Genomic DNA, 25,378 nt, shown 5'->3' with positions numbered 1-25,378 from the left:
ATGAGAACGTTTATCGGTATCACTATGTTTCTTTTAATCGGCCTCCTAACAGCGGTAGGATTCGGCTTTTCCTGGCAATTTAATAGCGGACCGCTCGTTAATGATGATGAGCAGATCGGACTCGGTCGACAAACGGTCATTCGATTCAGCTTTAGTGTAGCGGAGAATACACCCAAAGGATTAGCGGCTCAAAAGTTCGCCCAACTAGTCAAAGAAAAGACTAACGATACCCTCAAAGTAGAGTTGTTTCCGAACAGTACTTTATACAATGAAACGGAAGAAGTTGCTGCTTTGCAGGGAGGCAGCATTCAAATGATTGCTCCTAGCTTCTCTAACATATCCGAAGTCGTTCCCGAATGGATGGCAATGGACCTCCCCTTCGTTTTTCAAAACGATGAGGATGTAGCAAAAGCTTTTCAAGGCAAGATCGGGAACATTTTGATGCGTAAATTAGAACCAAAGGGCATCGTTGGTCTCGGTTTTTGGGCCAATGGCTTTAAGCAAATGACGTCAAACCGCGGTACTCTTGCTCATCTGGAAGATTTTCGGGATTTGAAGTTTCGAATTCTTCCAAGCAAGGTTATTGAATCCCAATTTCGTCATCTGAATGCGAAGTCCGTCCCTATTCCTTTTAACCAAGTATACCGCAGCATGGAATCCGGTCTGGTAGACGGTGGAGAGAATACAATTTCGAACATCTACTCTAAAAAGATGTATCAAGTCCAAAAATATCTAACCATAAGCAATCATGCTTATCTAGGTTATGGTGTGCTAATGAATAAAGTATTTTGGGAGAAGTTATCCGCCGATCAGCAAAAAACGATCAATGAAGCCATGCAGGAAACAACGATCTGGGCTAATCAAAATGCGATTGAGATCAACCGCAAACAATGGAACGAGTTACAGAAGATTGGACAGATGAACGTTCATATCCTAACCAATGAGGAACAGGATGAATGGCAGCAGGCGCTTGAGCCTGTTTATGAAGAAGCTCGATCCTACATTAGTAAAGAGCTCATGGATGCCGTGTACGAGCTTAGACGGGAATACGAATATTACGAACCAGATCGGACATAATATCTTTCGACGGTGAAAACAGCGAGGTGTAGTGTCAAAGATCATTCAATGATAAAACACCAGGGAAGTTGTTATTGAATCGATATTGAAGCGAGGCGATGTGCCGTGGGCTCATTAATGTAGTCATGTACTGCAATAGTGTGTTAAGGTAAAGACCGAGCAAAGTAAGGTTCAAGGCAAAAGTACCATCAATCTATTCACCGTCGAAGAGGACTCCGAAAGGAGTTCTTTTTTAGTTTTGATGTAAGCGTCAAAAACCCTTGCCTTAGGAAAAATCAGTGCTTCGAAGCAAATCCATTTAATCACTGTTGATATATACGATTTTTCGAACATAATTTGCGGGATTCATGCAAAAAGACAAATTATATACGATTTTTCACATAGATTTTTCACTTTAGCTATGGCCGCGTTTCAGAGCATCCAGACGTTCCCCTCTTCTTCGCCTAAGATGATCACCTATCCATTTATCGTGTTCGATCTCAAAACCCATTCCCTGATCACCCGCCTCTTCATATTCGTTTTAAAAAACACAAAACCCCGACTCCTTTCCGATTTAGAAAGGAAGCGGGGCATTCTTTGCTACTCGGTTATTTCGTGATATCCATAGTGTGCCACAATATTGTCAGAGAGCGCAACAGGAAAATAGATAACTACAAAATCCGACTGAACAAGCCCATGATCGCGAAATACTTGCTTCAGCTCTAAGATGGAGTGGCCATGAGTAAGGAGGTGTCCGAGCTGCATATCGCCTTTTTCCATTTGGTACGGCCTCTGAAAGTTATGGAAAAGATCAAGCACAACAGCGGGAGTCAGTGGAACCCTTGTTGTCGTTACAGGGATGTCTTCAGGATCAATGACGATGTTGTTTCCGTTTATCGTTACAAAACCCGGACCGGACGCAGCAAATCCCTCCAGCAATGTAGTCATGGCATTGTACAATTCGACCGAAGCCGGAACTTCGGAGCGAGAGAGCGCAGCCAGCATGTAATACGCATAGATCACATCATGACCCAATGCATGGCAAGATTGATCTTTTTTGACGAGCAAGCTCAAAATACCATTACGAAAGCCTGCGTATTCCTTGTGGGCACGATACTGCTTATCGTTTGGGTGTTCCTCCACCGTTTTTTCGAGATGTTTGCGAATCGTGGCTTCCAGCGTTCCCGGTACCAGGTTTTCTTCCAAAACTCCAATCAAGGCTAAAACCGCGCACGCCCAGTGGCCTTCCCAAATGTTCGTCTGCGATGATTCAATCATTTTTTGGCATGCCCATTTCTTGTAAAAATCGATACCCAGAGCGGATCCCCTCCATTTTACCGTCAGCCAGTCAAAGTATCATAGCAATAGTAAACATACTTTGTTCTATAGATAGTGCATCGTTATCTCACTTCTGACTAGAAATCTTGCATTAATACCCGTCTGCCCAATCCCCTTAGATATGTAGTAAGTGCCAAATCGATTTTTATGGAGACCCTTATAAATCCCCATCCTAGGCAATTTACCCGCATTTTTGATTCTAAAGAAAAATGGAACATTAAATTGTTTACCATGTAGATGCCCAGCCACTAAATAGTCATATTGTATATTTAAATGTAAGACTACGTTAGGATCGTGGGTAATAACGATTTTAGTTTTACTATGATCAACATTTTGAAACGATCTTTCTATATTGCTCTTGCCTGAATCAAAATCATCAATTCCAATTAACTCAAATTGCTCTAAATGTACCGATTCATTAGTTAACAAATGCAAACCATATTTTCTTAGTAGATTGATTAAATCCTGTACATTTTTTTGCTGATAATCATGGTTTCCGAGAACACAATAAATGGGTACGTTACATATAACCAAAGCTCTGAGATACTTTTCTAGTTTAAAGAGACTTTTTCGATATTTGGTAAAATCACCTGTAACAAAAATATAATTTGGTTTCTCACGATTAATAATAGTTGTAATTTTAGATGGACTTATCCTTAATCGTTCTACATGCATATCACTAATCTGTAGGATTTTCAATCTTAAATCCAGAGGGTATTTAATCCGCTCAACTTTTAGCCATTGTGTAGGTAAAATGAAAATTATATAAAATAAGAGTATTAGAATCAATATGGATAAATAAGTCAAATAACTTCACCATCCTCCTCTTAGAAATTTATTTTGTCGAAGTTAACATATATTCTAGATATTTCGGAATATTCCTTTACAGTTAAAAAAGGCGCTGCAGTGGTGCTAAGAAGTAAACACTTCCCACCCTGCAGCGCCTTACTATTTTTTTACGAACAAATTGCGGCTTCATATCGTAAGGAGGCACCGATAACAGCCAATTCATTAACCAATCCTAACTGCTTGAATACGTGCAAGCTGCTGTTAACTGTCATAGCATTAATATGAGGATATTTTACACTGAGCGCTTCACATATGTCTTTGACCGTTGTGTAACTCCCCTGTGCATAAAGATATTCCAATAACGCACGCCGCTGCGGTGTTAAGGTAATATTTTTGGCCCGCATCTTCTGCAGCGCTAAATTCAGATCATGTTGTATCATCATGGAAACCTCCTCTACGATTTATTGACATTTATTTATGATGACCTTTAACGTTTCAAATGTTGTAAGTAAGTCGATATGTCCACGTTCAAGCCTGCCGCCAAACTTTCTCCCAACTTCGCATCAGCTCTATAAAAGTTACAAATCGCAAGCAATTTCGATTTCTCATGTACAGAGGAGAGATCGCCTACCAGATTGGAAATGAAGTTTGCTTGCTCCTGTTCAGTGAAGCTGCGGAATGTGTCTCCGGCTTGTGCGAAATCATTGGTTTTCGCGATTTTTTGTCTAACAACAGTTCCGCCCAGTGGTGCGCTGCTATCGCGGAATTCAGGCGCTTCTTTTGGTGCATCAGCATGACGAGTCGGCTCATAATTTACACTGCCAGTCTGCTGCTTCATTTGCATAGCGCCATCGCGTTGGTTATTTTGCACGGTTGCATAAGGGCAGTTCACCGGAATTTGCAGGTAGTTGGCACCGAGACGGTGTCTTTGTGTATCTGGGTAGGAGAAAAGTCGGCCTTGCAGCAGCTTATCTTCCGAAGGCTCGATCCCTGATACCAACACACTTGGCGCAAAAGCTGCTTGCTCCACATCTGCAAAAAAGTTCTGAGCGTTGCGGTTTAACGTCATCGTCCCTACTTTTTGCAAAGGTATCAGATCTTCTGGCCACACTTTTGTAGGATCCAGCGGATCAAAATCGTAAGCATCCAGATCTTCTGGCTGCAGCAGCTGCACATGCAGATCCCATTTCGGGAATTCACCGCGATCGATGTGGTCGTACAAATCTCTTGTCGCATGGCTGAAATCCTCGCCCTGAATGACTGATGCTTCGGCTTTGCTCAAATTGCGAACGCCTTGATGCGGTTTCCAGTGATATTTCACATACACATAATTCCCTACGGAATTGATCCATTTAAACGCATGGACACCAAATCCATTCATTTCACGGTAATTCGCCGGCGTTCCGTAGTCTGAGAATACCCAAGTCAGCATATGCGTCGATTCCGGTGTCAGTGACATGAAATCCCAATAGCGGTCAGGTGTCTGAACATTTGTGTCAGGCGCGGGCTTTAAGGAGTGAACCATATCAGGGAATTTCATCGCGTCGCGGATAAAGAAAACAGGAAGATTATTGCCAACTAGATCGTAGTTGCCTTCTTCTGTATAAAATTTAACCGCGAATCCACGTGGATCGCGTGCTGTTTCAGGTGACCCTTGACCGTGAATAACGGTGGAAAAGCGTACGAATACCGCCGTTTCTTTGCCCGCTTCAGCTAGGAATCCTGCTTTCGTATAGCGTTTCATGGAATTCTCGACCGTAAAGGTTCCAAAAGCTCCCGCTCCACGCGCATGAACCACACGCTCCGGAATACGTTCCCGATCAAAATGAGCGATCTTCTCTAATAAGTGGTAATCCTCCAATAGCGTCGGGCCGTTCTGGCCTGCTGTCCGTGAGTTCTGGTTATCGCCTACAGGCGCACCCTGGTTCGTTGTTAAGTGGTTATGGGACATCTGTATTCTCCTTCGTAGGTAAAATTGTAATAAAATAGCACATCACTTATTTAGAATAATTATTATGTAATACCTATTTTATTTTAATTGAGAAGAGTTGTCAATAACGCTTTCTACGCTTGTTAAACCTGAAATTGCTGTAATCTACAGAGGTGTGATCTTTAAAGGGAACGAGAATCTGCTATTTGTGCGGAAACACCCGAATTCAGGATTAAGAGGAACGTAGATCCTCTATTTCACAGTTACTCCCCCCTGTAAAGATGAAATATATCGTTACAGACACGACTCCACATCCCCTCGCGACTGTAACGATGAAAAACATCTTTACAGCTTGTTCGCTGGCTGTAGGTTATTGCACGCTTTGCAACAATATGAATATGAATTGGCTACATCCACTCCCATTGGGAAATGTGCAGTATTCTAAGGAATGGGTATATCATTATGAGGTGTAGATTGGATTATGTGCAATGGAATCATCTCAATCTCTCATGCCTCAGAAAACTTATACTTTCTTATTCTTAAAAAAAGCCGTTAAGTCCCACCGCACATGCGGACGAACTTAACAGCCTTCAAAACTAGTGATTACGCGATTATCTTCGAATCCATTCTGCAATTGGAAATCCTAATTCCTTCATACCATCTACAACTAAGTTAGCCACTTCAACCGCACCGGCTTCTGAGAAATGTGTATCATCTTTGAGCCCATCCGGATAATTGGCATATTCCGCAGGATTAAGCCAAAGAAACAACGATTTCGTCCGTTCTGCTCCCCATTTTATGAAAAGCTCTTTGCTCTTTTCCGCTAAATCTATAACGGCTACCTCGCATTCCTCCGCTAGTCGCTTCATAGCAGCCGGATATTCACCGTGCGTATCGGTGAATATTCCCTGCTCGTCAAAGCTGCGCCTTTGAACAGAGGTGATCAGAACCGGTGTGGCCCCTTTTGCCCTAGCCCCCTCCACATACTGCCGCAGATGATCCAGATAACTTGTCTGGGGATTGGTTTGTCTTTCTTTATCGGGTTTCTGATCATTATGACCGAATTGAATAAAGAGGTAGTCCCCTGTACGTATCCGTTTTAATATAGCGGCCAAACGCCCCTCATCGATAAAGCTTTTGGAGCTTCTTCCCGAAGCGGCATCATTGCTTACAGCTACACTGTTTTCAAACAAACGTCCCAGCACCTGTCCCCATCCAAGACGCGGATAGTAAGAGGACGCATAGCTCGACATGGTCGAGTCACCAGCCAAATAAAGGGTAATCGGTTGTATATCCGATGTCGGATTCCAACCGTCATGGCCCGCTAGAATATGCTGGGCAGTAAGCCGCTGCGCTTCCATGTGAGTGGGTGCCTTGGACCATTCTATGCGTCCTTGGTTAACAGCTCCAGGACCAACGCTTCCGTATTCCATGAATTCAAGCGCATCCACACTCTCCCGTTCGTTCCATCTGTCCCATCCTTCCACCTTGATATGGGGTCCCAACCAGCAGTTAATGAAAGCAACCTTTGCGTAATTCCTCCAGGGTCTTCCCAAACCAACCGATTGCTCAGGCGCATCACCGGTTAATTTACATCCAATAAACACATACCCAAATTGCACATCCTCTGGTGTTGATGCTGCCGTGATCCACCCCCGTCCAGACGAAGAAATTTCACAATCCTGAAAGACAGCCGTAGCCGATCCGAAAATAAAATCAACATCCCCTTGGATATAACAGCGCTCATAATATTGACGCACTGGGCGTGTAGGGACGCCATCTCTAGGGCCCCCGAAGCTAGCACGGTCTCTCGGTTTGGGTGGCAAAGGCCCCGTAAACAACGTATCCTGATGACCAAGAAATTTGCAATCTTTAAAGGAGACCCGATCACCGTCGACGTAAGCAGCCAGCGCTTGCCCGACGATTTCCCCTTTTCCGGCTGAATTCTCGAACGTGATGTTCTCGAACGTAACATCATCCCCACTAATAAATACAGTGTAAGAATGAAAGGTGTTGTAAAGCTCTCCGTTCGGGAACGTCTTATTGGCATAATCATCATAGGTGATGATCGTCGTCTCCGCTGATTCCCCGATCAAACTGATAAGCGGTTTATGGATGTGAAGCTTTTCTTTGTAAATACCGCTTTTTATGTAAATGATCATCCGTTCTATCTGTCCATCAGGAATTTGATTGACTGCCTCCTGTATGCTAACGAAATCTCCACTTCCATCTGCTGCTACTGTAATCATGATTTATCGCCCTTTCTGGTCGCTCTGTAGGCATCAAATTGTTTTTGAATTTCGGTCATGACATGATTCATACCTGCATCCTTCAACTTCGCTCTAAATCTCTCCATCGTTACTGCCCAATCTACCTTAGCGTCATACAAGAGAGGCAGGTACTCCGTAATAATAACGTTAAGCTGGGCAATCTCCGATTTGATTGGAGCCAGATCGGGTACAAAACCCAGCGTTGGCGATACTATCGCTTCCTTATCCCAGTTACGCAGCTGGTTGCTGTATTCGGGTGAGATATACTTACTGAAACGAACATATCGGATATCGTTCCAGCTCCAACTGATCGGCGTATATTGATGTTTAGGCTCAATCCCGTCATAATCGATGGCGCCGTCCTTCAACTTATAATTAACATCCTTAATCCCATAGGTGAACAGATCATAGTTTTCCTGACTGCTCCTCAGCCAATTGATGAAAGCTACAGATTCATTTACATGCTGACTCGTTGAAAAAACGGAAAGAATATTGTCCGCTCCGGTGAACAGGTACTTGGGTTTTTCCGGATGTAGATACACATTTTCCAGCTCTCCCTCTGGGTTCATTGCTTTAAAAGCATCGATTCTCTCTGTTTGCTTCAAAACAACGCTCCAAGTAGCGGCAACTTTACCCGAGTTAAAGGCAATTTCAGGGTCCGGATAACGAGAAGTATCTGAAGGTCCATACGGGATATATCCCTTCTTCTGCCAGTCATGCATCTTCTCCATGATATTCTGGAAAAAGTCCGATTCATACGTATTTCTGACCTTAAGCTGCGGATCCGCAGGATCAATATAAACGGGAGCATTCAGGTATCCGCCGGCAAAAAAAGCCACATCGCCATATTCTCTAAGCAAGAATCGGCCAGTATCATAAAAATAGGGTGTAATCGCCGGCTCATTCTTATGAATCGTTTCCAAATATAAATCCATGTCTGCTACTGTCTTGATTTCCGGAAGACCGTACTTCTTTCTCAAATCACCTCGGATCTGTACGAAGCTTTGAAATTCCGAAATCGGCATCACACGAGGAATACCGTAGATATGACCGTTAATCGTCACACCTTGAAAAGCGTAATCCGGTGTGCTTTTGACGATATTCTGACCATAATTTTCGAGTGCAGCATCAAGGGGAGCAAGCACTTTTTTGGAAACAAAATCCGATATATTGGAAAATGCCGATAAAGCTATGTCATAAGGCTCGCCACTCGCTGCGATCAGCCATACTTTATTCCAATACTGGTCATAAGGGATATACGTAAACTCCAGCTTAATCGGTAAACCATCCTTAGCCAGCTTAGCTTCAACAGCTCGAATGACTTCTTCCTGAGCAGCCGGTTTGTCCAAAGGAAACAATAGTTTAAGTGTTGTTGGCTGTATGTCCGATTTAGCTGGTGCCGGTGTGGAAACCATCGATGACTTATCAGGATTCGCCCTGCAATAGGTGATGATCATAACGAATAAAACTGTAGTTAATACGAAAAGCAATACATACATGGACTTTCTCATCTCGATCTCTCTCCTCCAGCCACCTTGAAATCGATTACAATTATGCCTTAGGCTGATCGGCTATCCCCCTATTTTAAGATAAACACAGCAGCCACGTAAACGGCTGCTGTGTTATCATCACTAATTATTTCTTACCAGCCGCTTGGTAACGGTCATATTGCGCCTGTCTGCCTTTAATAACATCTTCAGCACCCATACTCTTCAACGTCTTCAAGTAGCTATCAAATTTATCCAGGCCTTCTTTGCCTGTAATAAATTTAATATTCATTTCATTCACATACGTCGTGATATCAGGCATCACGGTATTTTCAGTATCCGCTTCAGCTTTCAGTGCGTATACGAAGGGGAACGGAGCTTTGATATATTTCTCCATCTCTTTATCAATCTTCGCATGCCACGGGGCTACCAGAACATCCGTTGCGTCAACGGACTGCTCGATAGGTAAATTAACCGGGTTGATGCCGAATTTCTGGATGAAGTCGTTATCTTTGCCTTTTTCGGTAAATTGCTTTTTACCATCGACAACGTCATAGGTTTGACCTTTAAGTCCCCAAACATAAATCTCTTTCGCTTCCTCACTGCTCGCGTAATCCAGATACTTAAACGCCAGATCCGGATCCTTTGCATTCTTGGAAATACCGAATATGCCAGTGATCGGGTTTCTGCCTGTGTAGAATTGATCGCCATGAGGTCCCTTGAATGGGGCAATCCCCTTAATAAGCGGTTTCGTTGGATCATAGTCCTTGAATAGCTTGCTGTATACCATTGACGTGTACCAACTGAAATTGAAAGTAGCGCCCGTGATATTTTGAGAGAACTTCGACGTAATCTGATCCCCTGTTACACTGGCGAAATCCGACTCTAACAATCCTTCCTTATAAAGTCCGTTTAAATACGCGAGGTACTCCTTATAGTTGGGTTCGTAGTAGGAATAATGCACTTTGCCATCTTTATCTGCATAGAAATTATTCGCTAAATCCAGACCAAATACCGGGCCGAAAGCATTCGCCAATTGATTGGGAGCAACTGAGAACGGGATTTCATCCTTCTTGCCATTCCCATTCGGATCATCGGACTTAAACTTGCGAAGCATATCCGTGAACTCCTCCAGCGTTGTTGGGTCTTTCAAGCCGAGTTTCTCCAGCCATCTCACGTTAACCATAAAGGTAGGCATATAATTTTTGGTCACCGCCAATTGCGGAAGATAATAAATCTTCCCGTCCGGTGTGGTCAAGCTTGCTTTGAGAGCAGGATATTTTTCAAATAACTTTTTGATATTCACGCCGTACTTATCAATATAGTCATTCAGCGGTTTGAATAAGCCGCCCTGAATATTTTTCATCGTCTGATCCTGATCAAGCTGGTAGATGACATCCGGCAAATCTGCTCCAGCCGCTAGACGTGGGCTAATCGCATCTTGATACGTAGATGGCGGCAGCAGCTCCCAATTGACGGTAATGCCCGCTCTTTTACTGATCTCCTGAACAATGGGAGCTTGGTTAAGATCCACATTATTCGTCCAGGCATTCGTAGCGAGAATTTTGAGTGTACCTGTTTTATCTGTAATCGGCCCAGTTCCTGTGTAGTTGAAGCCTGACGGTGCAGCTGTTGTGCCAGCATCCGTTTTCTTTGCTCCTGTATCTGTTGAGCTGGCAGTCGGCGTGCTGGAGCCTTCACTAGTACATGCTGCCGCCACAAGTGTAAATAGTGCAGCGGCCAGTGTCATACTTGCCGTTGTTTTTAGCATTCTTTTCATATTCATAACCCTCCCTAGTTTTAAGAAACTCGATTCTCTATCCAGCAAAGGTATCGCTACCCTTTTACTGCCCCCAGCGTAATGCCTCTCACGAAGTATTTTTGAATGAATGGATAGATCGTAATAATCGGTAAAATACTGACGACAATCGAGACATAACGAACTTGCAGCGTTGATACAGCGAGCGCTTTGGCCGCCGTCTCTCCGCCCATTTTCTGCAAAATTTCAGGTGAGGCCATAATAAGCACCCTGCGCAGGAAGATTTGCAGCGGCTGTAGTTCGGCTTTTCCTAGATATAAAAGGGCATTGAAAAAGTCATTCCAATGTGCGACCGCATAATACAAAGTCAATACAGCCAGCGTTGGTTTAGTAAGCGGTATGGCAATGCGGAACAATAAGGTGAAATCTTTGGCCCCATCGATATTAGCGCTTTCAAAAATCTCATTCGGGATATTCTCAAAGGCAGAACGTAGAATCATCACATTAAACGTACTGATAAGCACAGGAAGGATCATGGCCCATCTCGTGTTATAGAGGCCCAATTCCGTTATAATCATGTAAAGCGGGATCAGCCCTCCGGAGAAATACATCGTAAACGCAATGTAGAAATTGAGCTTCCTTCTAAGAAAAAACTTCTTTCTCGAAAGCGGGTAAGCCGCTAGGCAGGTAGCCACGAGATTGAAAATCGTCCCCACGACTGTGTACCAAACCGTATTGTAATAAGACCTCCATAATTCCGAGTAGCCAAGCACCATCTTGTAGCCATCAAAATTGATATCAACTGGAAACAGTGTAACCAGCTTATTATCAATTGCTTCCACCGAGCTCATCGAGATACTCACCACATAAATGAAAGGGTACAAGGTCACAAGGATCGCAATAATGACGACGCTGTAAACGAGCACATAGAAGCTTCGATCCACCCATGGTTTAACCATAACGGCCTCCTTTCTTGGGGCGCCATTACCAAAGCGACATATCGTTGACACGACGGCTCGCCTGGTTGGCAGCATACACTAATATAAAACTGATAATGGAATTGAACAGCCCTACTGCTGTGGCGAAACCAAAGTTTTGCGACTCGATCCCTTGTCTGTACACATAGGTGGAGATGACATCAGCAGTTTCATAGGTCGCCCCGTTGTAAAGCAGGTACACCTTTTCAAAATTTACGCTCATAATGCCTCCTATGGACAATAGCAGCAGGATAACAATGGTCGGCTTGAGACTTGGCAGTGTAAGGTGCCACACCTCCTGGAATTTGTTAACGCCATCAATTTTGCCCGAGTCATACATTTCCTGATCAATTCCCATAATAGCGGCGATGTAGATAATGGAACTGAAGCCGAAGCTCTGCCAGATCCCCGACACGGTGAAGATGGAACGAAACCATTCAGGAGCCATCATGAAGTTGATCTTTTCCATACCGAACGACGTGAGCATCGTATTCACTATTCCGTCTGTCGGCGATAGGAAGTTAATGATCATCCCTGCGATAACAACGGTCGAGATAAAGTGAGGCAGGTAGGTAACCGTTTGAGCAAAACGCTTGAAGATACCGTTCTTAATTTCAACTACACAGATTGCGAACAGGATCGGTATCGAGAATCCGATAACAAGCGGATAGAACGCCAGTAAGAAGGTATTCCTGAGCAGTCGCCAGAAATAACGGGAATGTACGAACTGGTTCAACCATTTGAGGCCAACCCACTCCCCTCCGAAAATGCCATGTCCTGGTGTGAAGTTTTTAAAAGCAATCAATATTCCCGGCATCGGCAAGTAACAGAAAATGAAATAGTACAGAAAAACCGGTAAAAACATGAGCAGAAGCAGTTTATCTCTGCGGATCAGCTTGATCAGCGGCGGTTTCTTATCCCCCAATATGTCCAACTCCTTTCGATCAGCAGCCCTATAACTGAATTTTAGCAAAAGCCCGACTCGGCAAATATCCAACATTTTTTCGATATGTAACACTTTCTTACGGATGTGTTGATTCGCAGGAAAATAAAAAAACACCTGCATCAGTCAGGCATCATCGCCTAACAAACAGGTGCTGCTTCTTCTGCTCGTGGATCGAGATCTTCCCACAATTACTCAAGCGAGGTCAGGTTTATATTTGCAAAACCAGTTTTCCGACCGTGTTCTTCTCTTCCAAAAGAGCAAGTGCCTCTGCGGCATTTTCCAGAGGATACACGCCTTGAATCTCCGCATGTATTTCTTTTCTTGCCAGCATACCTAACGCTTCTCGCGCCGCTTTCCCAGTCTCCACAGGATTACTGTCGCTGTATCCGCCTAATGTAAAACCTGCGAACTGTTTGTTGGAAAACCATATTTGATTATAAGAATGTATAACATCCTCTTCTCCGCTTGCGTTTCCAACTACAACCAGTTGGCCTAACGGACAAAGCACCTCTAAGCTTTGTTTGCGCATATTCCCCCCGACAGGATCAAAGACGGCATGAACGCCTTTTCGTCCGGTTGCCTGAAGGGTTTGCTCCACAAAATCGGATCGGATAAATAATTCATCGTATCCGAGGGATTCAGCCAGCTTTACTTTCCCGGCGCTTCCGACGGTTCCCAATACCTTGCCTGCTCCCAAACGTTTTGCCATTTGCCCTAGAAAACTGCCCAGCCCGCCAGCCGCTGCATGAACGAGTACACTGTCACCCGTTCTCATTCTATAAACATCTTTTATAGCCAGATAAGCGGTTGTCAGATTTACAATGGAGGCTGCGGCTGTCGCTAAGTCGAGGTCGGCTCCTAATTGATCTAACGGAACCGTCAGATCTGGTCGTACATTCGCCATTGATGCAAAGCCGTTAAGATCATGCAGTGTCATCGAGGCAACGGGTTGACCAACGTAGAAGCCCTCTACTCCTTCACCGATGGCACGTACATATCCCGACACTTCCAAACCGGGAGTAAGCGGCATCGGAAAAGCGGAAATGAAATCACCGCGGCTAAGCAATACTTCGAAATAACCTACTCCAGCATAAGCAACGTCAATGGTCAGCATACCGGGGACTGGTTGAAGATCCGGCTTTTCTCGCAGCTGCAAATTTGCAGGTCCTCCTGGTCGATCAATAATGATAGCTTTCAATTTCTGTATCCTCCTTGATTGCGAATAAGTCCATTATATTTGACGACCAAGGAGGTAACCAGTTTGCAGTTATACAGGTATCCAGACTAACAGGCTTATTTTCGAATATACAATAATTTTTGCTCAGTGTCGGTACCTGCAATGGGAGTAAATATACAGCAGTGTAGGTTTCCATTGCCGTTAAAATTAGAAAAGGAATTCAATTGAAAGTATAATCGCCCTCCGACGAGGTGATCAATTGTGAAATGTATGGCTTTCTTTTGCTGCACATCATGCAAACGCCATAGCGTTAGAAACTCCTCGTTTTCCTTGCACATCTGCAGCACGAATTCCTCAAACCAGGGATCGTCCGCCTTTTGGTCAAAATTCAAACGAAATACCCCTAACGTGTAATCGGCAAATTCCTTCCAATTCGCCAGCTGATTGCGTAGGTTTGGATCGGTAAATATCAATCGTGTCATCACGCGTTTCTCAAATGGAATCGCATGGAAATCCGCAATGATTTCAGAAGCCATCCGATTGTAGGCCAATACCTCGGTTCGATTGTTCGCGATGATCGCCGGATAGTGCAATTGGTCAATAATGTTCTGAAGGTCCGGATATATTTCCTTAGCGTTCGGGTAAGAGACTCCCCCTCCGCCATAATTTGCCAAACGAAGCAAATGAAGATGTTCTTCTGAAGATAATTGCAAGGCTTTGCCGACGCTCTCGATCACTTCCCTTGAGGCGGTGACGGCCCTGCCTTGTTCAAGCCAGGTATACCAAGTGATACTTACCCCCGCAAGATGGGCAACCTCTTCTCTGCGTAATCCCGGCGTTCTCCTTCTGCCAAACCGACCGACAATGCTGGCATGATCCGGCTTGATCCGTTCCCGGCGGGATTTTAAAAAGTCTCCGAGTATTTTAACTTTTTGATTTTCTGAAGACATTCCACAGCCTCCTTCTTCGCGATCAATTCAATTTATCAGCATGAACATTCTGAATCTACAATCTCTACGTGTCAGTTTTTATTATACAGATATTAATAAAAAAACGACATCTCTGTCGTTTCGCTTGTATCTCATTTATTGATTCAGAACCATCAATTTTAAGCACTCCGCATGTGTCGAGTAGACAGTGACAACAAACGTGTATGTGTCCGAAGGAATAGTGTTTGCTCTGAGTTTTTAGTAATAACAAAGCGCTTGCTATTTATTTGATACGGCGGTCAACGTACTGCTTTGTTTGATTTTTTGTATGGACAGATTCAAACTGTAGTTCCCATAATCGAGAAGTTTATTAAGAAAAAGGTTCAGTTGATCTGGGGATGAAACTTTTATCGTTAAATGATAACAGCCTTCACCAGAAATTCGGTGTGCTTCTACTACCTCATTTTGATCGGTTATAAAACGAATAAACGAATCGTGATTTGCTGTTTTCATATGAATAATTACAAATGCTGTAAAAACAAGTCCTAGTTTCATTTCATCGATTATAAGGGAGTAGGCTGTAATTACACCGCTTTCCTCAAGTTTTTTGATACGATTGCCTACTGCTTGTCCAGTCATATGAATTTGTTCCCCTAAGTCTTTCCATTGAATCCTTGAATTTTCGGTTAGTAACCGAAGGATCTGATAATCAGTTTGATCAAGTTGCATATAATAATCCTTTCACCGTGAAATGAAATAATGAAAAAGTGTTTCATTGAAGCATCGAATTTATTCAAGATGTCATTTATCATTTAATTATACATTAACCCTTATCCCAAAGTTGAGAAAGGGAACATGTATTTGATACTGACCGTTGAGCAAACTATACCCAAATCAAAAAGGAGTCCATTACACATGAAAATACAACTGATTCGAAATGCGACACTTGTTGTCCAGTATGCAGGGAAGAAGTTTTTAATCGACCCTTTTTTAGGGGAAAAAGGTATTTACCCACCTTTCCCTAATTCGTTGCGACAAGATCAAAACAATCCTTTGGTTAGCTTACCAATCTCGGTTGACAATATTATCAGCAACTTAGATGCTGTGATTGTTACTCATCTACATTTAGACCATTGGGACGACACGGCTAAAGAGGTCTTACCAAAAGATATTAAAATGTTTGTACAAAATGAAGAAGACGCAACAGAAGTAAGAAACTCTGGTTTTCAAAATGTAGAAGTGCTACAAGAAAATTCAGCCTTTGGAGATATTCAATTAGTTAAAACAAAAGGCGAACACGGAAGAGGAGAAATATTACAACTTGCTGGACATGTTTGCGGTGTTGTCTTTAAGCACCCAAGTGAGAAAACATTGTATATTGCTGGAGATACGGTTTGGTATGAAGCTGTTCAGGAAGCAATCGATAAACACAAACCGGAAATCATTGTTGTAAATGGAGGAGATAATCAATTCCTTCAAGGTGGTTCTTTAGTAATGGGGAAAGAGGATATCTACAATGTTTATACAGCCGCCCCTGAGGCGAAAATTATTTCTGTCCATATGGAAGCAGTTAATCATTGGACATTATCAAGGGAAGAATTGAAAAGTTATACAAACGAAAGAGGAATTTCCTCAAATGTCCTGATTCCAAATGATGGGGAATCTTTTGCGTTTTAGTGTTAGGTTAATGAAACCAAAACCCTACAAGACCCTAGCCTTCTAGGGTCTTGTCATTCTTTCCAGAGATTGATTACTTATCTATTAACCTGATCGTTCCTTTCAGAAGCCGCCCTGTACGTACAGCCTAAATGCGATAAAATTTTCTCGTAGGTAAAACGAGGTTAAACTCTAATGTTGCAATAAAAATTGAATGGCTAGGTACTGGGATAGGGTCTAGTTGTAATCTCGTACTTACCCGCAGACATACATAGAAGAGCCGCCCTATCCTTGTGGGTTGCTCTCACTAATATCAGTCCTCAGGCTCTCAAACTGTCTCTGTCACATGCGTTACTTCTTCTTGCTTCCTTCGATTAAGTTCACGATAAAGCGAACCCTTACTTACTCCTGTCATTTCCTCAATTTGCGTTACCGTAAACTCTTTACTTTCATGCAGCTTGATTGCTTTGTCTAGCTTCTTCTTATCCGTCATAGGGCGACCGCCCTTGCGTCCACGTGCTCTAGCGGCTTCTAGTCCTGGTAAAACTATTTTTCAGTTTTAGACTGCTCTTTATTAGCATAACTAAGTCGGAGTAACTACTGCCGTATAGGCAGGAAAAGTCAGGTAAACTTTCGTACCTTTGCCCACTTCACTATGAATTCGCAACCCATATCCTTGGCCAAAACGAATCTGGATACGGTCATGGACATTTCTCAACCCATACCCGGTTGTATGCATCCGAAGAACCTCTTCGGCAAGCTCCTCGTTCATACCCGGCCCGTTGTCTTCAATGCTAAATTCCAGATCTTCTCCAATCATGTAACCTCGGAGCACAATTCGGCCTCTTTCGCTTCCCTTGCGCAGCTGGTCGATGCCGTGCTCCAGCGCATTTTCGAGAATCGGCTGAAAAATAAGGTTAATCATGTCATAGCGCAGCAGCGCTTCCTCGACTTCACAACTAAAATCAAAATTATAATTGTGCATAATGCTTTGAATATGCATGTAATCCTTGGCATTCTCGAGCTCATTTCGGACAGGAATAAAGTCTCTCCCTTTATTTAGCACAGTCCGATAAAATCTGGATACGGTATTTGTAATTTGGCTGATTTCCATGGCATCGATTTCTAGCGCTTTCCAATTAATGATGGACAACGTATTATACAGGAAGTGCGGATTAATCTGAGTCTGCAGCGCCTTGAGCTCCGCCTCTTTTTGCGTAATTTTGCTTTGATAAACCTCTTCGATAAGTGTGTTAATATTGGTCAGCATGTTGCCGAAACGGTTGGTCAGCTGGCCGATTTCATCCTTGGACTGGCTGGTCACATCAATCTTTAAATTACCATTTTCAACGATCATCATTTTTTTATTGAGCTTAATAATCCGTTTGACGAATGTGTTGGAAAACATCCAAATAATAAGCAGCAATATCGCCAAACAAATCACGGTAATCAGCGCTGTCGCACTGACAATACTCTTGGCATCCACTGAAATCCCGTTCTTGGGTGTAAAATAAACGAGTTTCCAGCCCGACTCCGGGATGTCCGCCGTGATGTACATATAATCGGTATGGTTCATAGTAAATGAGCCCACTTTATCGCTTAACTGTTTTGGCATCAAAGTTGTTATAGGGAGCTTGGCATCCATTCGGACATTTTTGGACAGAATCGGATTTCCCTGTTTATCTAGGATCAAGACCCCGTAGGCGTTCGTTTTAATGTCATCCAAGTCTTGAAACATGCTATCCCCATCAATGCTGAGAAATAAAACAGCCGGAGGCTTCCCTACTTGCACACCCTCTTCACCAACAAACGCTCGGGTGGCAAACAGCTTGCCATTCCTAATGTTCCACTGAGTTTCTTGCGGCTTAACCTCTCGATTCACCCACTGCAAATCATTCGTCAAACCCAGCGGCAAGATATACTCCCCGCGCAGAATGGACGGATTATCGGTAAACACAGAAATTTGTAGAAGATCTGTATTAAAATCAAGAATATTACTAAAAAACGGATCCACATAATCGCGATACAGCACTGGAAAATCACCATCATTTGCGATGAAAATCCGCTTAAACACCACATTTTGCGTAATCGAATTAATGATCGATTCATGCTGCTTCGCCCGATAGTTTATCGTCTCGGCAATTTGACTGATCGCCCCGTCTAAATTTTGTTTTGCTTGCTGCAATAGAAAGCTGCTGGCTTGATGGTAAGAAAACAGCCCTAGCACGAGAACGGGAATAATAGAAACAATCATATAGGAAATAAACAGCTTTTGCTTGAACCTCAAGTTTTGAAAATAAGCAAGGAATCTTCTCATCATGAGCTCTTCATCTCACGGAATTTGGCTGGACTTTGCCCATGATACTGTTTGAAAATTTTGCAGAAATACGAATTATTCATGAAACCGACTTGGTGACTAATATCCGCAATCGTCAAATTCGTCTTGCGTAAAAGCTCCTCTGCCTTGTGCATGCGAACAAGCGTAATGTACTTAACAAGCGTTTGCCCCACTTCCTTACTGAACAAATAACTAAGATAGGTCTGGGTGAGGAACACCTTATCCGCAATCCATTTCAGACTGATATCCGACATATAGTTGTCATCAATAAGCTTTAAAATATCCTTAATCACTTTCTTACTAAACTCCGTACTATGCACATCAGTTTCTCTGCCTATCAAAGCCATAACAGATTGAATCTGCCCCTTCAATTCGGTTAAGGATTTACACCCAAAGATAGCCTCAACGACGGATTTAAACGCATGGTTGTCACTTTTTCCAGCCGTTTCCCACATTTTCTTGGCCAATTCAATGCACATGTACTTGATATAAATAGCTGAATGCTGCCCGCTGCCATCAATGGTCTTAAAAAACAGCTCAACGCCTTTGCGAAAACCAAAGTCATCCTTCATATCCAAATGCCAATAAACTGTTTCCATCAGCTTCGGGATGGTGTCGGACAAATCTTCTTTGCCCTGACTTTCATCCGTATATAACACCGTGCTTTCCTGAAAGAAAAACTTATATTCGAGCACGCTCTCCATCAGCCTAAACTCTTGCGCTAGTTCGCTTTCCGAGCATACATGTCTCCCCACAACAAGCGTGACCGTATCATCATACAAGCCCGTAATGCTATCTTTGAGCTTGCTCCCTAGAAGCTGCTGCTCTTCCCCATTCCATGCATTCCTATCATATAGAACGAAGAGTAAGCTCTGATGTTCATTCAAATTGACATATTCGATAGGTGCAGAAATGACTTCCTTAACCCTGTCTGGAAGTTCATCATGCTCGGCATCAAATACAGGCTGGGTAAAATCAATCAGAATCATCTGGATATGCTTCTGTCTAAAATCAATGCCTGATAAAGCAAGCTTCTGTGTTAGCCATGCATGTTGCTCACCGCTATTAATTAACTCCAGCAATAGATGTTCCTTCTCTTGCTCTTGGTCTTTTTGGCAAAGCTCAATCACATCGGTAAACTCACGAAGGAAGTCATTTACGTCAATCGGCTTAAGCAGATAAGCAAAAATGTGATAATGAATGGCTCTTTGCGCATATTCGAACTCCCCGTACGCACTGAAAATGATAATTTTCAACTCGGGAAACTGTTCCCTTGTCCTTCTGCATAATTCAAGCCCATCCATAAAAGGCATCTTGATATCTGTTAACAAAATATCGATGGGATGCGATGCCAGAATGTCCAATGCCTCTTCGCCATTCTCAGCTTCCATCACTGATAAGGGCAGCTTATATTTATGAATTAATAGCTTGATACCTTCTCTTTCGATGTGCTCGTCATCAACGATGAGGATCTGAAACACTGGATTCCTCCATTTCCAGGCATGCCATCACGAAAGGAGCAAACCCTTTAGGGTCATCCCTACGCACAGGCTCGCTGATATAATAGGCGTAAGAGCCATCACGGTAAGGTGTTCCTCCTAATCCCGCGACGCTGCAAATTTGGTTCACATGCAGTGAGCCGTCCGCATCCTTTTCCACGCAATGAGTTAACAGACCTTGGAAACCATTGCGCGCAACATGTAAAAAGGAATCGCTCAAATACCCTTTTCTAGCGCCCTTGGCTAAGGCGTACACGAACATCGCAGATCCCGAGGCTTCCAGGTAATTCCCCTCCCGCTCCCCTTCATCAAGCACTTGATACCATAACCCGGATTCCGGTTCTTGGACACGAGCAATAGCTTCCGCCAGCCGATAAAAGAGCCCTATCACGCGACCCCTTTTGGGATGATCGATCGGTAAAAAGTCCAACACATCCACAATCGCCATCACATACCAGCCGAGTGCCCGCCCCCAGAAGTGAGGTGAACAGCCCGATTCCTTGTCTGCCCAGGACTGTTCTTTGCTCTCATCCCAACCGTGATACAGCAGGCCAGTCTTTGGGTCTCGTGCATGTTTTTCCATCAGAAGAATCTCATGGGTCACGTCATCGAACCATTCCGAAGCGCCAAAGGCTTGGGCATACCGCGCTAGCAGCGGTGAAGTCATATAGACGCCATCCAGCCACATTTGGTAGGGATAGATCTTTTTATGCCAAAGCCCGCCTTCCGAGGTACGCGGATGGCTTTTCATCTGGGTCACCAATAGTTCTAGCGCTTTGCGATATCGCTCGTCACCTGTCTGCTCCAAAAGCAGGAACAGAGACTTACCTTGATTAATTTGGTCTACGTTATATTCTTCGAGACGATACGTCTCGATACTTCCATCTGGTTTAATAAATAAATCCATATTCGTCTTGATATAATCGAAATAGCGATAATCCCCTGTCTTGCGCCATACTTGTTCAAATGCAGTCAGCATACAACCGTTTTCATAGTTCCAGCATCTTCTTCGCTGAAACGGCATATCGGATACGAGCGGATATTGCTGCATGAATGATTCGGACATTTGAATTGACCATTTCGTAGACATATGAACTCCTCCTAGAAGAAACCGACTCCATCTAAATTTTATCAGACAATGCCAGCGATTGAAATTTAACATTTTTTCGTTCCGTGTGACTATTTTATGATTGAAAGGCGCTGCAATGTGCGAAGAGGCGAACTTACCTCTTGGCACCCTGCAGCGCCTTTCTTATTACCAAACATTGGCGCAAATGCCGCCTGCTCCATTGACCACTTAATCAGCATCCAAAAAATTCTCGTACGTAATTTGCTTAAACCTTTCTTTCCAAGGAGAGATAGCTTGCAAATTCTCATAAATCTCTTCCGCCTTTTGAATGCAGACGGATTGAACAATTCGTGCATATTCCATACATCCGGAATCATGAATCATTTGCAAAAAATCATCTTTCTCTTCCAAAAGGAAGTCTGCCGTAATTTCACCATCATAATACGCCTTCAATTGGCTAAATGCCGCATCTTCAATGGATAGTAAATACAACACAGGAAGCGTTTCGTTTCTTTCCAATCAAATCGTTTTTCACATCAAACCGAATTAGATCTCTCATATCATTTTGAATTTGATGAATAAGGCCAATACAGTCAGCTAATTGATGAAGCTGTTCAATGGTTTCCTCCGAGCACGCTAAAGAGGAATAGCCCATGAAACAGGCAAACCGGAATAAGGAACCTGATTTCTCTTGCGTCATCATCAAATAGTCATCTACCGTTGATATCGCATTGGTTATATCTTTTTGTTGACCATTAATCGATCTCGAAATGATTTTACTTACCTCGACTAGCATCTTATCTTTGACCTGCAAGTGCCCTAATTCACCTATAAATCCCATGAAAAGCGCCATAACAGCATTCAACGTAATGGCTTGTGGGCATTGCATCCATGGCTTAGTCCCTTGATCTTGATCCTGCAAATCATCCATAATATCCAAGGTTAGAATGACCAGTTCCGTCACCGCAGCAATGCGATGAATGTGAGGCGAATCTCCTCCTAACATCTTGTGTGCGCAAATCGTGATCTTAGACCATGTACAGTTTTCCTTTTCTTTATCGTCAATAAAAGATTTAAGATGAGCATTTAAATCTTCTACATAAATATAGTCATCAATAATACGGTGCATATGTTCCTTGATGTCCTGCATCATTTCCTCCCTGAGCTTATGTGTAATATTTGCTTTTAATAAACTTTTCTAATGCTTCCGTTCTCGATTTGGCGCCCCATTTGTCATAAATCTTGCGTAAGTAATTATCGACGGTTCGCTTACTCATAAAGATCCGTTCCGCAATTTGTTCGTGAGTCGCTCCCTTAACCAACATGTTCATCATGAGTACTTCTTCCTCTAGTAACACACAGTCATCCTTCGTATATTCCCCACTTAATTGCATCTGATGAAAGAATGATAACGGCAGCATCGTATGGCCATCCAACATACAATTCACCATATTTTTAATCGTTCGTTCACTCGACTCCTTCGATAGAACGCCGCTTACTTTGATTTCGATTAGTTTATTCAAGATGCCCGACACATCGATTCCCGTAAAAATAACAATATGCATATTCGGATACATGTCCTTTAACTGGGCAGCGACTTCTGTGCCGGATTGATCAGGAAGTTGATAATCTAGAAATACGAGACCCGGCTGATGCAGCTCCACTTGTTCCAAGCATTGCTTGGCATTAGAGACAACGCCGATAACTTCAATACCATCTATCTCTTCTAACAAAGATTTGGTCGCACGTGCAAATAAAGGATGGTCGTCTACAACTAATGTCTTAACGACTTCAATCATGCAGAAATCATCTCCTCGGTGGGTATCGTGATGATAAACTTCGTTCCACTTCCTTTTTGCGTGTTGAGCTCAAAGCGTCCACCCACGTGCAAGACTCTGCTTCTCATTTGTTCGATCCCCATGCCTGATGCGCCAATTTCCGGGTGAACTCCGTCTCTGTCATGAAATCCCACACCGTCATCCTCATAAATTAAACGAAAATTATTGTCTCTTTCCACGATCTGAAAGGTAACTTTAGTTGCCTGAGAATGCTTTTTTGCATTATTAAGCAGCTCTTGGACGATTCGAAATATATGCCGTTTAGTAAGCAAATCTTTGGTTTCGATGACAGCAGCATGTCCTGCTTGAAATTCAAGCTCAAATGGCGTTGTATAGGACTCCTTTTCCAAGTACATTTTCAACGTTTGAATCAGACCTACCTCTTTTAGCAAATGGGGATTTAACTCAAAGCAGCTTTGGCGCAGGCTAGCATTGATCATTTCCACAAAATTATTCATATTTTTCAACTGCAACTGATCTTCTTGATGCATCGTTGACTTATCTGCAAGAGAGGAAATTCTTCTTTTGAGAAAGAAAAGATCCTGCATCGTCGTATCATGAAGATCGTTAGCAATTCGAATTCGTTCCTCTTCCTGAAGTTCAAACATCACCTTACGAAACCATAAAATATCATTCGCAGCCGTTTCATGAGGGAGCTCGGAAGCAAATTGCTGCAGCCTGACCGTCAACTTGCGGATCAAGTGGACATTTTCCAAACTAACTTCCAAATAGGATGTAATTAAATGCAGCCATTGAATTTCTTCTTTTGACAGAAGTGTGTTCGTCTTTTTACGTGTCATAATCAAATAGCTCGTATACTCTTCATGACTATTCATCACCATGCATGTGTAAGATGGATGGTCGAGTATGGATGACGATTTGATAAGCTGCTGAACTTCTGAGGTATCTATTTCCCCTTCGTAAATGATCTCGTTATCATTCTTATACTGGAACACAATGGCTCCACCCATCACCTGAAGTGTCCCCACAATATCCACGAGAATAATCTCTTTCAACTCACGGAAACTGGAAATGGTTCCAAGGTTTTTGGAAATTTTCTTCAAAGCCGACTGCAGGGCGAATTTTCTCGGGAACAAAAAGGGTTCCAGTCGTGTAATCCCATATTCAGCTGCATACAGTACCGTGGAAACTAGCAGCATCAATCCGACGAAAATGAACAGAATTTGCTTTTCTTCCACGATATGGCGAAATAAGAAAACATAGGCCCCTGTAAACAGGCTTACCGGTAAAATGGACAGCAGGCCAGCGAACAAGAAGCGCCGGACAACAAGACCGATATCATACAACTGGTTGGAGGCGATCAAGTACGCAAAAGAGATGGGAAAAAATAAAATAATCCAGCTTGTGTATATCGCATTTAAAATGCGTTCTCCCATAATTAATTTTGGAAGAATAGAGAAGCAGATCACCGGTAAAAAAGAAATCAATAATGACAACCATACGCTATTGATAATACTGGACACGTAGGATTGTTGTTTCCGAACTTTAACATACAGGAATGTTAAGACACTCATATTAATAACAAAGCCAATAATGAAAAAAATCAAGGTTACAGAGCCATCATATTGGAAAAACGTGACCATCGAAGGGTAAAAGTACCCGCTCCTTAAACCAAGGGCAATAATTGCAATGGCATACAAATATTTTAAAATTCGAGTTGGTAATTCGATATCGCCTTTTTCCTTGAAAAAGACAATTAAGAAATGCAAAAAGACAATCGGCAAAACCATCATAAAGCTGGCGATCAACAGCTTTCCAATAGCATCCCCTCGAATAGAAGCGCCAAGACTCATAAAAATGATAGCCATAGTCAGAAAAACAGCCGAAAGCATCCTGGCTGATGGAGAATGGCGCATTTTCATAACAAGCAAACCAGCCATGAACAGACAAACAAATTCCTCTATTAGTGGAATCATATCACGGGCAATAGGGCTATCCACGTTCACTTCGACTTTATGCTCACTTCCGCCTCTTGAAATCAGCAAGTTTTGAGCACGCTCTGTAACTTTCCACTTTTGAACGTATAAGAATTCATCGGGAAGCTTGCCGTCCACCTGCTTGACGATATCCCCAACCTTGACATCAAGCTTCGAACTAGCGCTTTCGTGATCGATCTCCTTGATAACCCATTGCTGCTCTGGCGTATTTTCCAGATAAATACCGATATAAGGGAAATGAAAGGTAATGAACGAGCACCAAATCTGCAACACTATGAAAATTGACACGCACAAGCCTATTGCATATTTATTTCTCATCCTCCAACATCCTCCATTTATTTGCTATAATACTTTTGTAGTCC

Annotated in this window: 22 protein-coding genes; 2 read left to right on the top strand and 20 right to left on the bottom strand. The window is 42.9% G+C overall.

The features are described from left to right. A complete protein-coding gene (locus QFZ78_RS26320; protein WP_307551971.1) occupies positions 1 to 1,077 on the top strand; it encodes a DctP family TRAP transporter solute-binding subunit in 1,077 nt (358 codons plus the stop codon). Positions 1,078 to 1,656: 579 nt separating this feature from the next. Here the strand turns inward: QFZ78_RS26320 and QFZ78_RS26315 are convergent. The 12 genes from QFZ78_RS26315 to QFZ78_RS26260 form a co-directional block, all read right to left on the bottom strand. Continuing rightward, on the bottom strand, positions 1,657 to 2,334 hold the full coding sequence (locus QFZ78_RS26315) for a hypothetical protein (protein ID WP_307551970.1): 678 nt from the start codon (positions 2,332 to 2,334) through the stop codon (positions 1,657 to 1,659). A 105-nt stretch (positions 2,335 to 2,439) separates the two neighbouring features. Beyond that, positions 2,440 to 3,201: a metallophosphoesterase gene (locus tag QFZ78_RS26310; RefSeq protein WP_307551969.1), complete on the bottom strand. Its 762-nt coding sequence runs from the start codon at positions 3,199 to 3,201 to the stop codon at positions 2,440 to 2,442. A gap of 149 nt (positions 3,202 to 3,350) precedes the next feature. Beyond that, positions 3,351 to 3,626, bottom strand: a complete 276-nt coding sequence (locus QFZ78_RS26305; protein WP_307551967.1) for a Fur family transcriptional regulator — start codon at positions 3,624 to 3,626, stop codon at positions 3,351 to 3,353. Positions 3,627 to 3,670: 44 nt separating this feature from the next. Further along, the gene (locus QFZ78_RS26300) at positions 3,671 to 5,134 is read right to left on the bottom strand and encodes a catalase (protein ID WP_307551965.1); all 1,464 of its coding nucleotides are present in this window, start codon (positions 5,132 to 5,134) and stop codon (positions 3,671 to 3,673) included. Positions 5,135 to 5,724: 590 nt separating this feature from the next. Beyond that, on the bottom strand, positions 5,725 to 7,362 hold the full coding sequence (locus QFZ78_RS26295) for a pectinesterase family protein (protein WP_307551963.1): 1,638 nt from the start codon (positions 7,360 to 7,362) through the stop codon (positions 5,725 to 5,727). Beyond that, a complete protein-coding gene (locus tag QFZ78_RS26290; RefSeq protein WP_307551961.1) occupies positions 7,359 to 8,894 on the bottom strand; it encodes an ABC transporter substrate-binding protein in 1,536 nt (511 codons plus the stop codon). Before QFZ78_RS26290 ends, QFZ78_RS26295 begins: the two co-directional genes overlap by 4 nt. A 124-nt stretch (positions 8,895 to 9,018) precedes the next feature. After that, complete coding sequence (locus QFZ78_RS26285; protein ID WP_307551959.1) at positions 9,019 to 10,650, bottom strand: extracellular solute-binding protein; 1,632 nt, start codon at positions 10,648 to 10,650, stop codon at positions 9,019 to 9,021. Between the two features lie 56 nt (positions 10,651 to 10,706). Further along, entirely contained in the window at positions 10,707 to 11,588 is an 882-nt protein-coding gene (locus tag QFZ78_RS26280; protein ID WP_307551958.1) for a carbohydrate ABC transporter permease, read from the bottom strand. A gap of 25 nt (positions 11,589 to 11,613) precedes the next feature. Continuing rightward, positions 11,614 to 12,531: an ABC transporter permease gene (locus tag QFZ78_RS26275; protein WP_307551957.1), complete on the bottom strand. Its 918-nt coding sequence runs from the start codon at positions 12,529 to 12,531 to the stop codon at positions 11,614 to 11,616. Positions 12,532 to 12,760: 229 nt separating this feature from the next. Further along, positions 12,761 to 13,750 (bottom strand): quinone oxidoreductase family protein, encoded by a 990-nt coding sequence (locus QFZ78_RS26270; protein ID WP_307551956.1) that lies wholly within the window; start codon positions 13,748 to 13,750, stop codon positions 12,761 to 12,763. Positions 13,751 to 13,845: 95 nt separating this feature from the next. Further along, a complete protein-coding gene (locus QFZ78_RS26265) occupies positions 13,846 to 14,679 on the bottom strand; it encodes a helix-turn-helix transcriptional regulator (RefSeq protein WP_307551954.1) in 834 nt (277 codons plus the stop codon). A 258-nt stretch (positions 14,680 to 14,937) separates the two neighbouring features. Further along, entirely contained in the window at positions 14,938 to 15,387 is a 450-nt protein-coding gene (locus tag QFZ78_RS26260) for an Lrp/AsnC family transcriptional regulator (protein ID WP_307551952.1), read from the bottom strand. 186 nt (positions 15,388 to 15,573) lie between these two features. Between QFZ78_RS26260 and QFZ78_RS26255 the strand changes: the two genes are divergently transcribed. Next, positions 15,574 to 16,335: an MBL fold metallo-hydrolase gene (locus QFZ78_RS26255; RefSeq protein WP_307551950.1), complete on the top strand. Its 762-nt coding sequence runs from the start codon at positions 15,574 to 15,576 to the stop codon at positions 16,333 to 16,335. Positions 16,336 to 16,642: 307 nt separating this feature from the next. On the opposite strand, the gene QFZ78_RS26250 is transcribed toward QFZ78_RS26255, so the two are convergent. The 8 genes from QFZ78_RS26250 to QFZ78_RS26215 form a co-directional block, all read right to left on the bottom strand. Further along, positions 16,643 to 16,807 carry a hypothetical protein gene (locus QFZ78_RS26250; protein ID WP_307551947.1) on the bottom strand — a complete coding sequence of 55 codons (165 nt, stop codon included), beginning with the start codon at positions 16,805 to 16,807 and terminating at the stop codon, positions 16,643 to 16,645. Positions 16,808 to 16,897: 90 nt separating this feature from the next. Further along, entirely contained in the window at positions 16,898 to 18,634 is a 1,737-nt protein-coding gene (locus tag QFZ78_RS26245) for a sensor histidine kinase (RefSeq protein WP_307551945.1), read from the bottom strand. Next, positions 18,631 to 20,133, bottom strand: coding sequence for a response regulator transcription factor (locus tag QFZ78_RS26240; RefSeq protein WP_307551944.1), 1,503 nt, complete (start codon positions 20,131 to 20,133; stop codon positions 18,631 to 18,633). The genes QFZ78_RS26245 and QFZ78_RS26240 overlap by 4 nt, the downstream gene beginning before the upstream one ends. After that, on the bottom strand, positions 20,111 to 21,241 hold the full coding sequence (locus QFZ78_RS26235; protein WP_307551942.1) for a glycoside hydrolase family 88/105 protein: 1,131 nt from the start codon (positions 21,239 to 21,241) through the stop codon (positions 20,111 to 20,113). The genes QFZ78_RS26240 and QFZ78_RS26235 overlap by 23 nt, the downstream gene beginning before the upstream one ends. Before the next feature lie 207 nt (positions 21,242 to 21,448). After that, a complete protein-coding gene (locus QFZ78_RS26230) occupies positions 21,449 to 21,715 on the bottom strand; it encodes a hypothetical protein (RefSeq protein WP_307551941.1) in 267 nt (88 codons plus the stop codon). Beyond that, complete coding sequence (locus tag QFZ78_RS26225) at positions 21,693 to 22,373, bottom strand: polyprenyl synthetase family protein (RefSeq protein ID WP_307551939.1); 681 nt, start codon at positions 22,371 to 22,373, stop codon at positions 21,693 to 21,695. The genes QFZ78_RS26230 and QFZ78_RS26225 overlap by 23 nt, the downstream gene beginning before the upstream one ends. Before the next feature lie 13 nt (positions 22,374 to 22,386). Further along, positions 22,387 to 23,019, bottom strand: coding sequence for a response regulator transcription factor (locus QFZ78_RS26220; RefSeq protein ID WP_307551937.1), 633 nt, complete (start codon positions 23,017 to 23,019; stop codon positions 22,387 to 22,389). Then, positions 23,016 to 25,334 carry a sensor histidine kinase gene (locus tag QFZ78_RS26215; protein WP_307551935.1) on the bottom strand — a complete coding sequence of 773 codons (2,319 nt, stop codon included), beginning with the start codon at positions 25,332 to 25,334 and terminating at the stop codon, positions 23,016 to 23,018. The genes QFZ78_RS26220 and QFZ78_RS26215 overlap by 4 nt, the downstream gene beginning before the upstream one ends. Positions 25,335 to 25,378: the final 44 nt, after the last annotated feature.

It is taken from the genome of Paenibacillus sp. V4I5 (genome assembly GCF_030817255.1).
Taxonomy (GTDB): domain Bacteria; phylum Bacillota; class Bacilli; order Paenibacillales; family NBRC-103111; genus Paenibacillus_E.
The sequence above is the reverse complement of the archived record's forward strand: the minus strand, read 5'-3'. Positions and strand labels throughout refer to the sequence as shown.

What these genes read in the sequence shown, in the direction of transcription:
- QFZ78_RS26320 (WP_307551971.1), top strand. Translation starts at nt 1, where the DNA reads ATGAGAACGTTTATCGGTATCACTATGTTTCTTTTAATCGGCCTCCTA.
- QFZ78_RS26315 (WP_307551970.1), bottom strand. Translation starts at nt 2,334, where the DNA reads ATGATTGAATCATCGCAGACGAACATTTGGGAAGGCCACTGGGCGTGC.
- QFZ78_RS26305 (WP_307551967.1), bottom strand. Translation starts at nt 3,626, where the DNA reads ATGATGATACAACATGATCTGAATTTAGCGCTGCAGAAGATGCGGGCC.
- QFZ78_RS26300 (WP_307551965.1), bottom strand. Translation starts at nt 5,134, where the DNA reads ATGTCCCATAACCACTTAACAACGAACCAGGGTGCGCCTGTAGGCGAT.
- QFZ78_RS26295 (WP_307551963.1), bottom strand. Translation starts at nt 7,362, where the DNA reads ATGATTACAGTAGCAGCAGATGGAAGTGGAGATTTCGTTAGCATACAG.
- QFZ78_RS26290 (WP_307551961.1), bottom strand. Translation starts at nt 8,894, where the DNA reads ATGAGAAAGTCCATGTATGTATTGCTTTTCGTATTAACTACAGTTTTA.
- QFZ78_RS26285 (WP_307551959.1), bottom strand. Translation starts at nt 10,650, where the DNA reads ATGAAAAGAATGCTAAAAACAACGGCAAGTATGACACTGGCCGCTGCA.
- QFZ78_RS26280 (WP_307551958.1), bottom strand. Translation starts at nt 11,588, where the DNA reads ATGGTTAAACCATGGGTGGATCGAAGCTTCTATGTGCTCGTTTACAGC.
- QFZ78_RS26265 (WP_307551954.1), bottom strand. Translation starts at nt 14,679, where the DNA reads ATGTCTTCAGAAAATCAAAAAGTTAAAATACTCGGAGACTTTTTAAAA.
- QFZ78_RS26260 (WP_307551952.1), bottom strand. Translation starts at nt 15,387, where the DNA reads ATGCAACTTGATCAAACTGATTATCAGATCCTTCGGTTACTAACCGAA.
- QFZ78_RS26255 (WP_307551950.1), top strand. Translation starts at nt 15,574, where the DNA reads ATGAAAATACAACTGATTCGAAATGCGACACTTGTTGTCCAGTATGCA.
- QFZ78_RS26250 (WP_307551947.1), bottom strand. Translation starts at nt 16,807, where the DNA reads ATGACGGATAAGAAGAAGCTAGACAAAGCAATCAAGCTGCATGAAAGT.
- QFZ78_RS26245 (WP_307551945.1), bottom strand. Translation starts at nt 18,634, where the DNA reads ATGATGAGAAGATTCCTTGCTTATTTTCAAAACTTGAGGTTCAAGCAA.
- QFZ78_RS26235 (WP_307551942.1), bottom strand. Translation starts at nt 21,241, where the DNA reads ATGTCTACGAAATGGTCAATTCAAATGTCCGAATCATTCATGCAGCAA.
- QFZ78_RS26225 (WP_307551939.1), bottom strand. Translation starts at nt 22,373, where the DNA reads ATGATGCAGGACATCAAGGAACATATGCACCGTATTATTGATGACTAT.
- QFZ78_RS26220 (WP_307551937.1), bottom strand. Translation starts at nt 23,019, where the DNA reads ATGATTGAAGTCGTTAAGACATTAGTTGTAGACGACCATCCTTTATTT.
- QFZ78_RS26215 (WP_307551935.1), bottom strand. Translation starts at nt 25,334, where the DNA reads ATGAGAAATAAATATGCAATAGGCTTGTGCGTGTCAATTTTCATAGTG.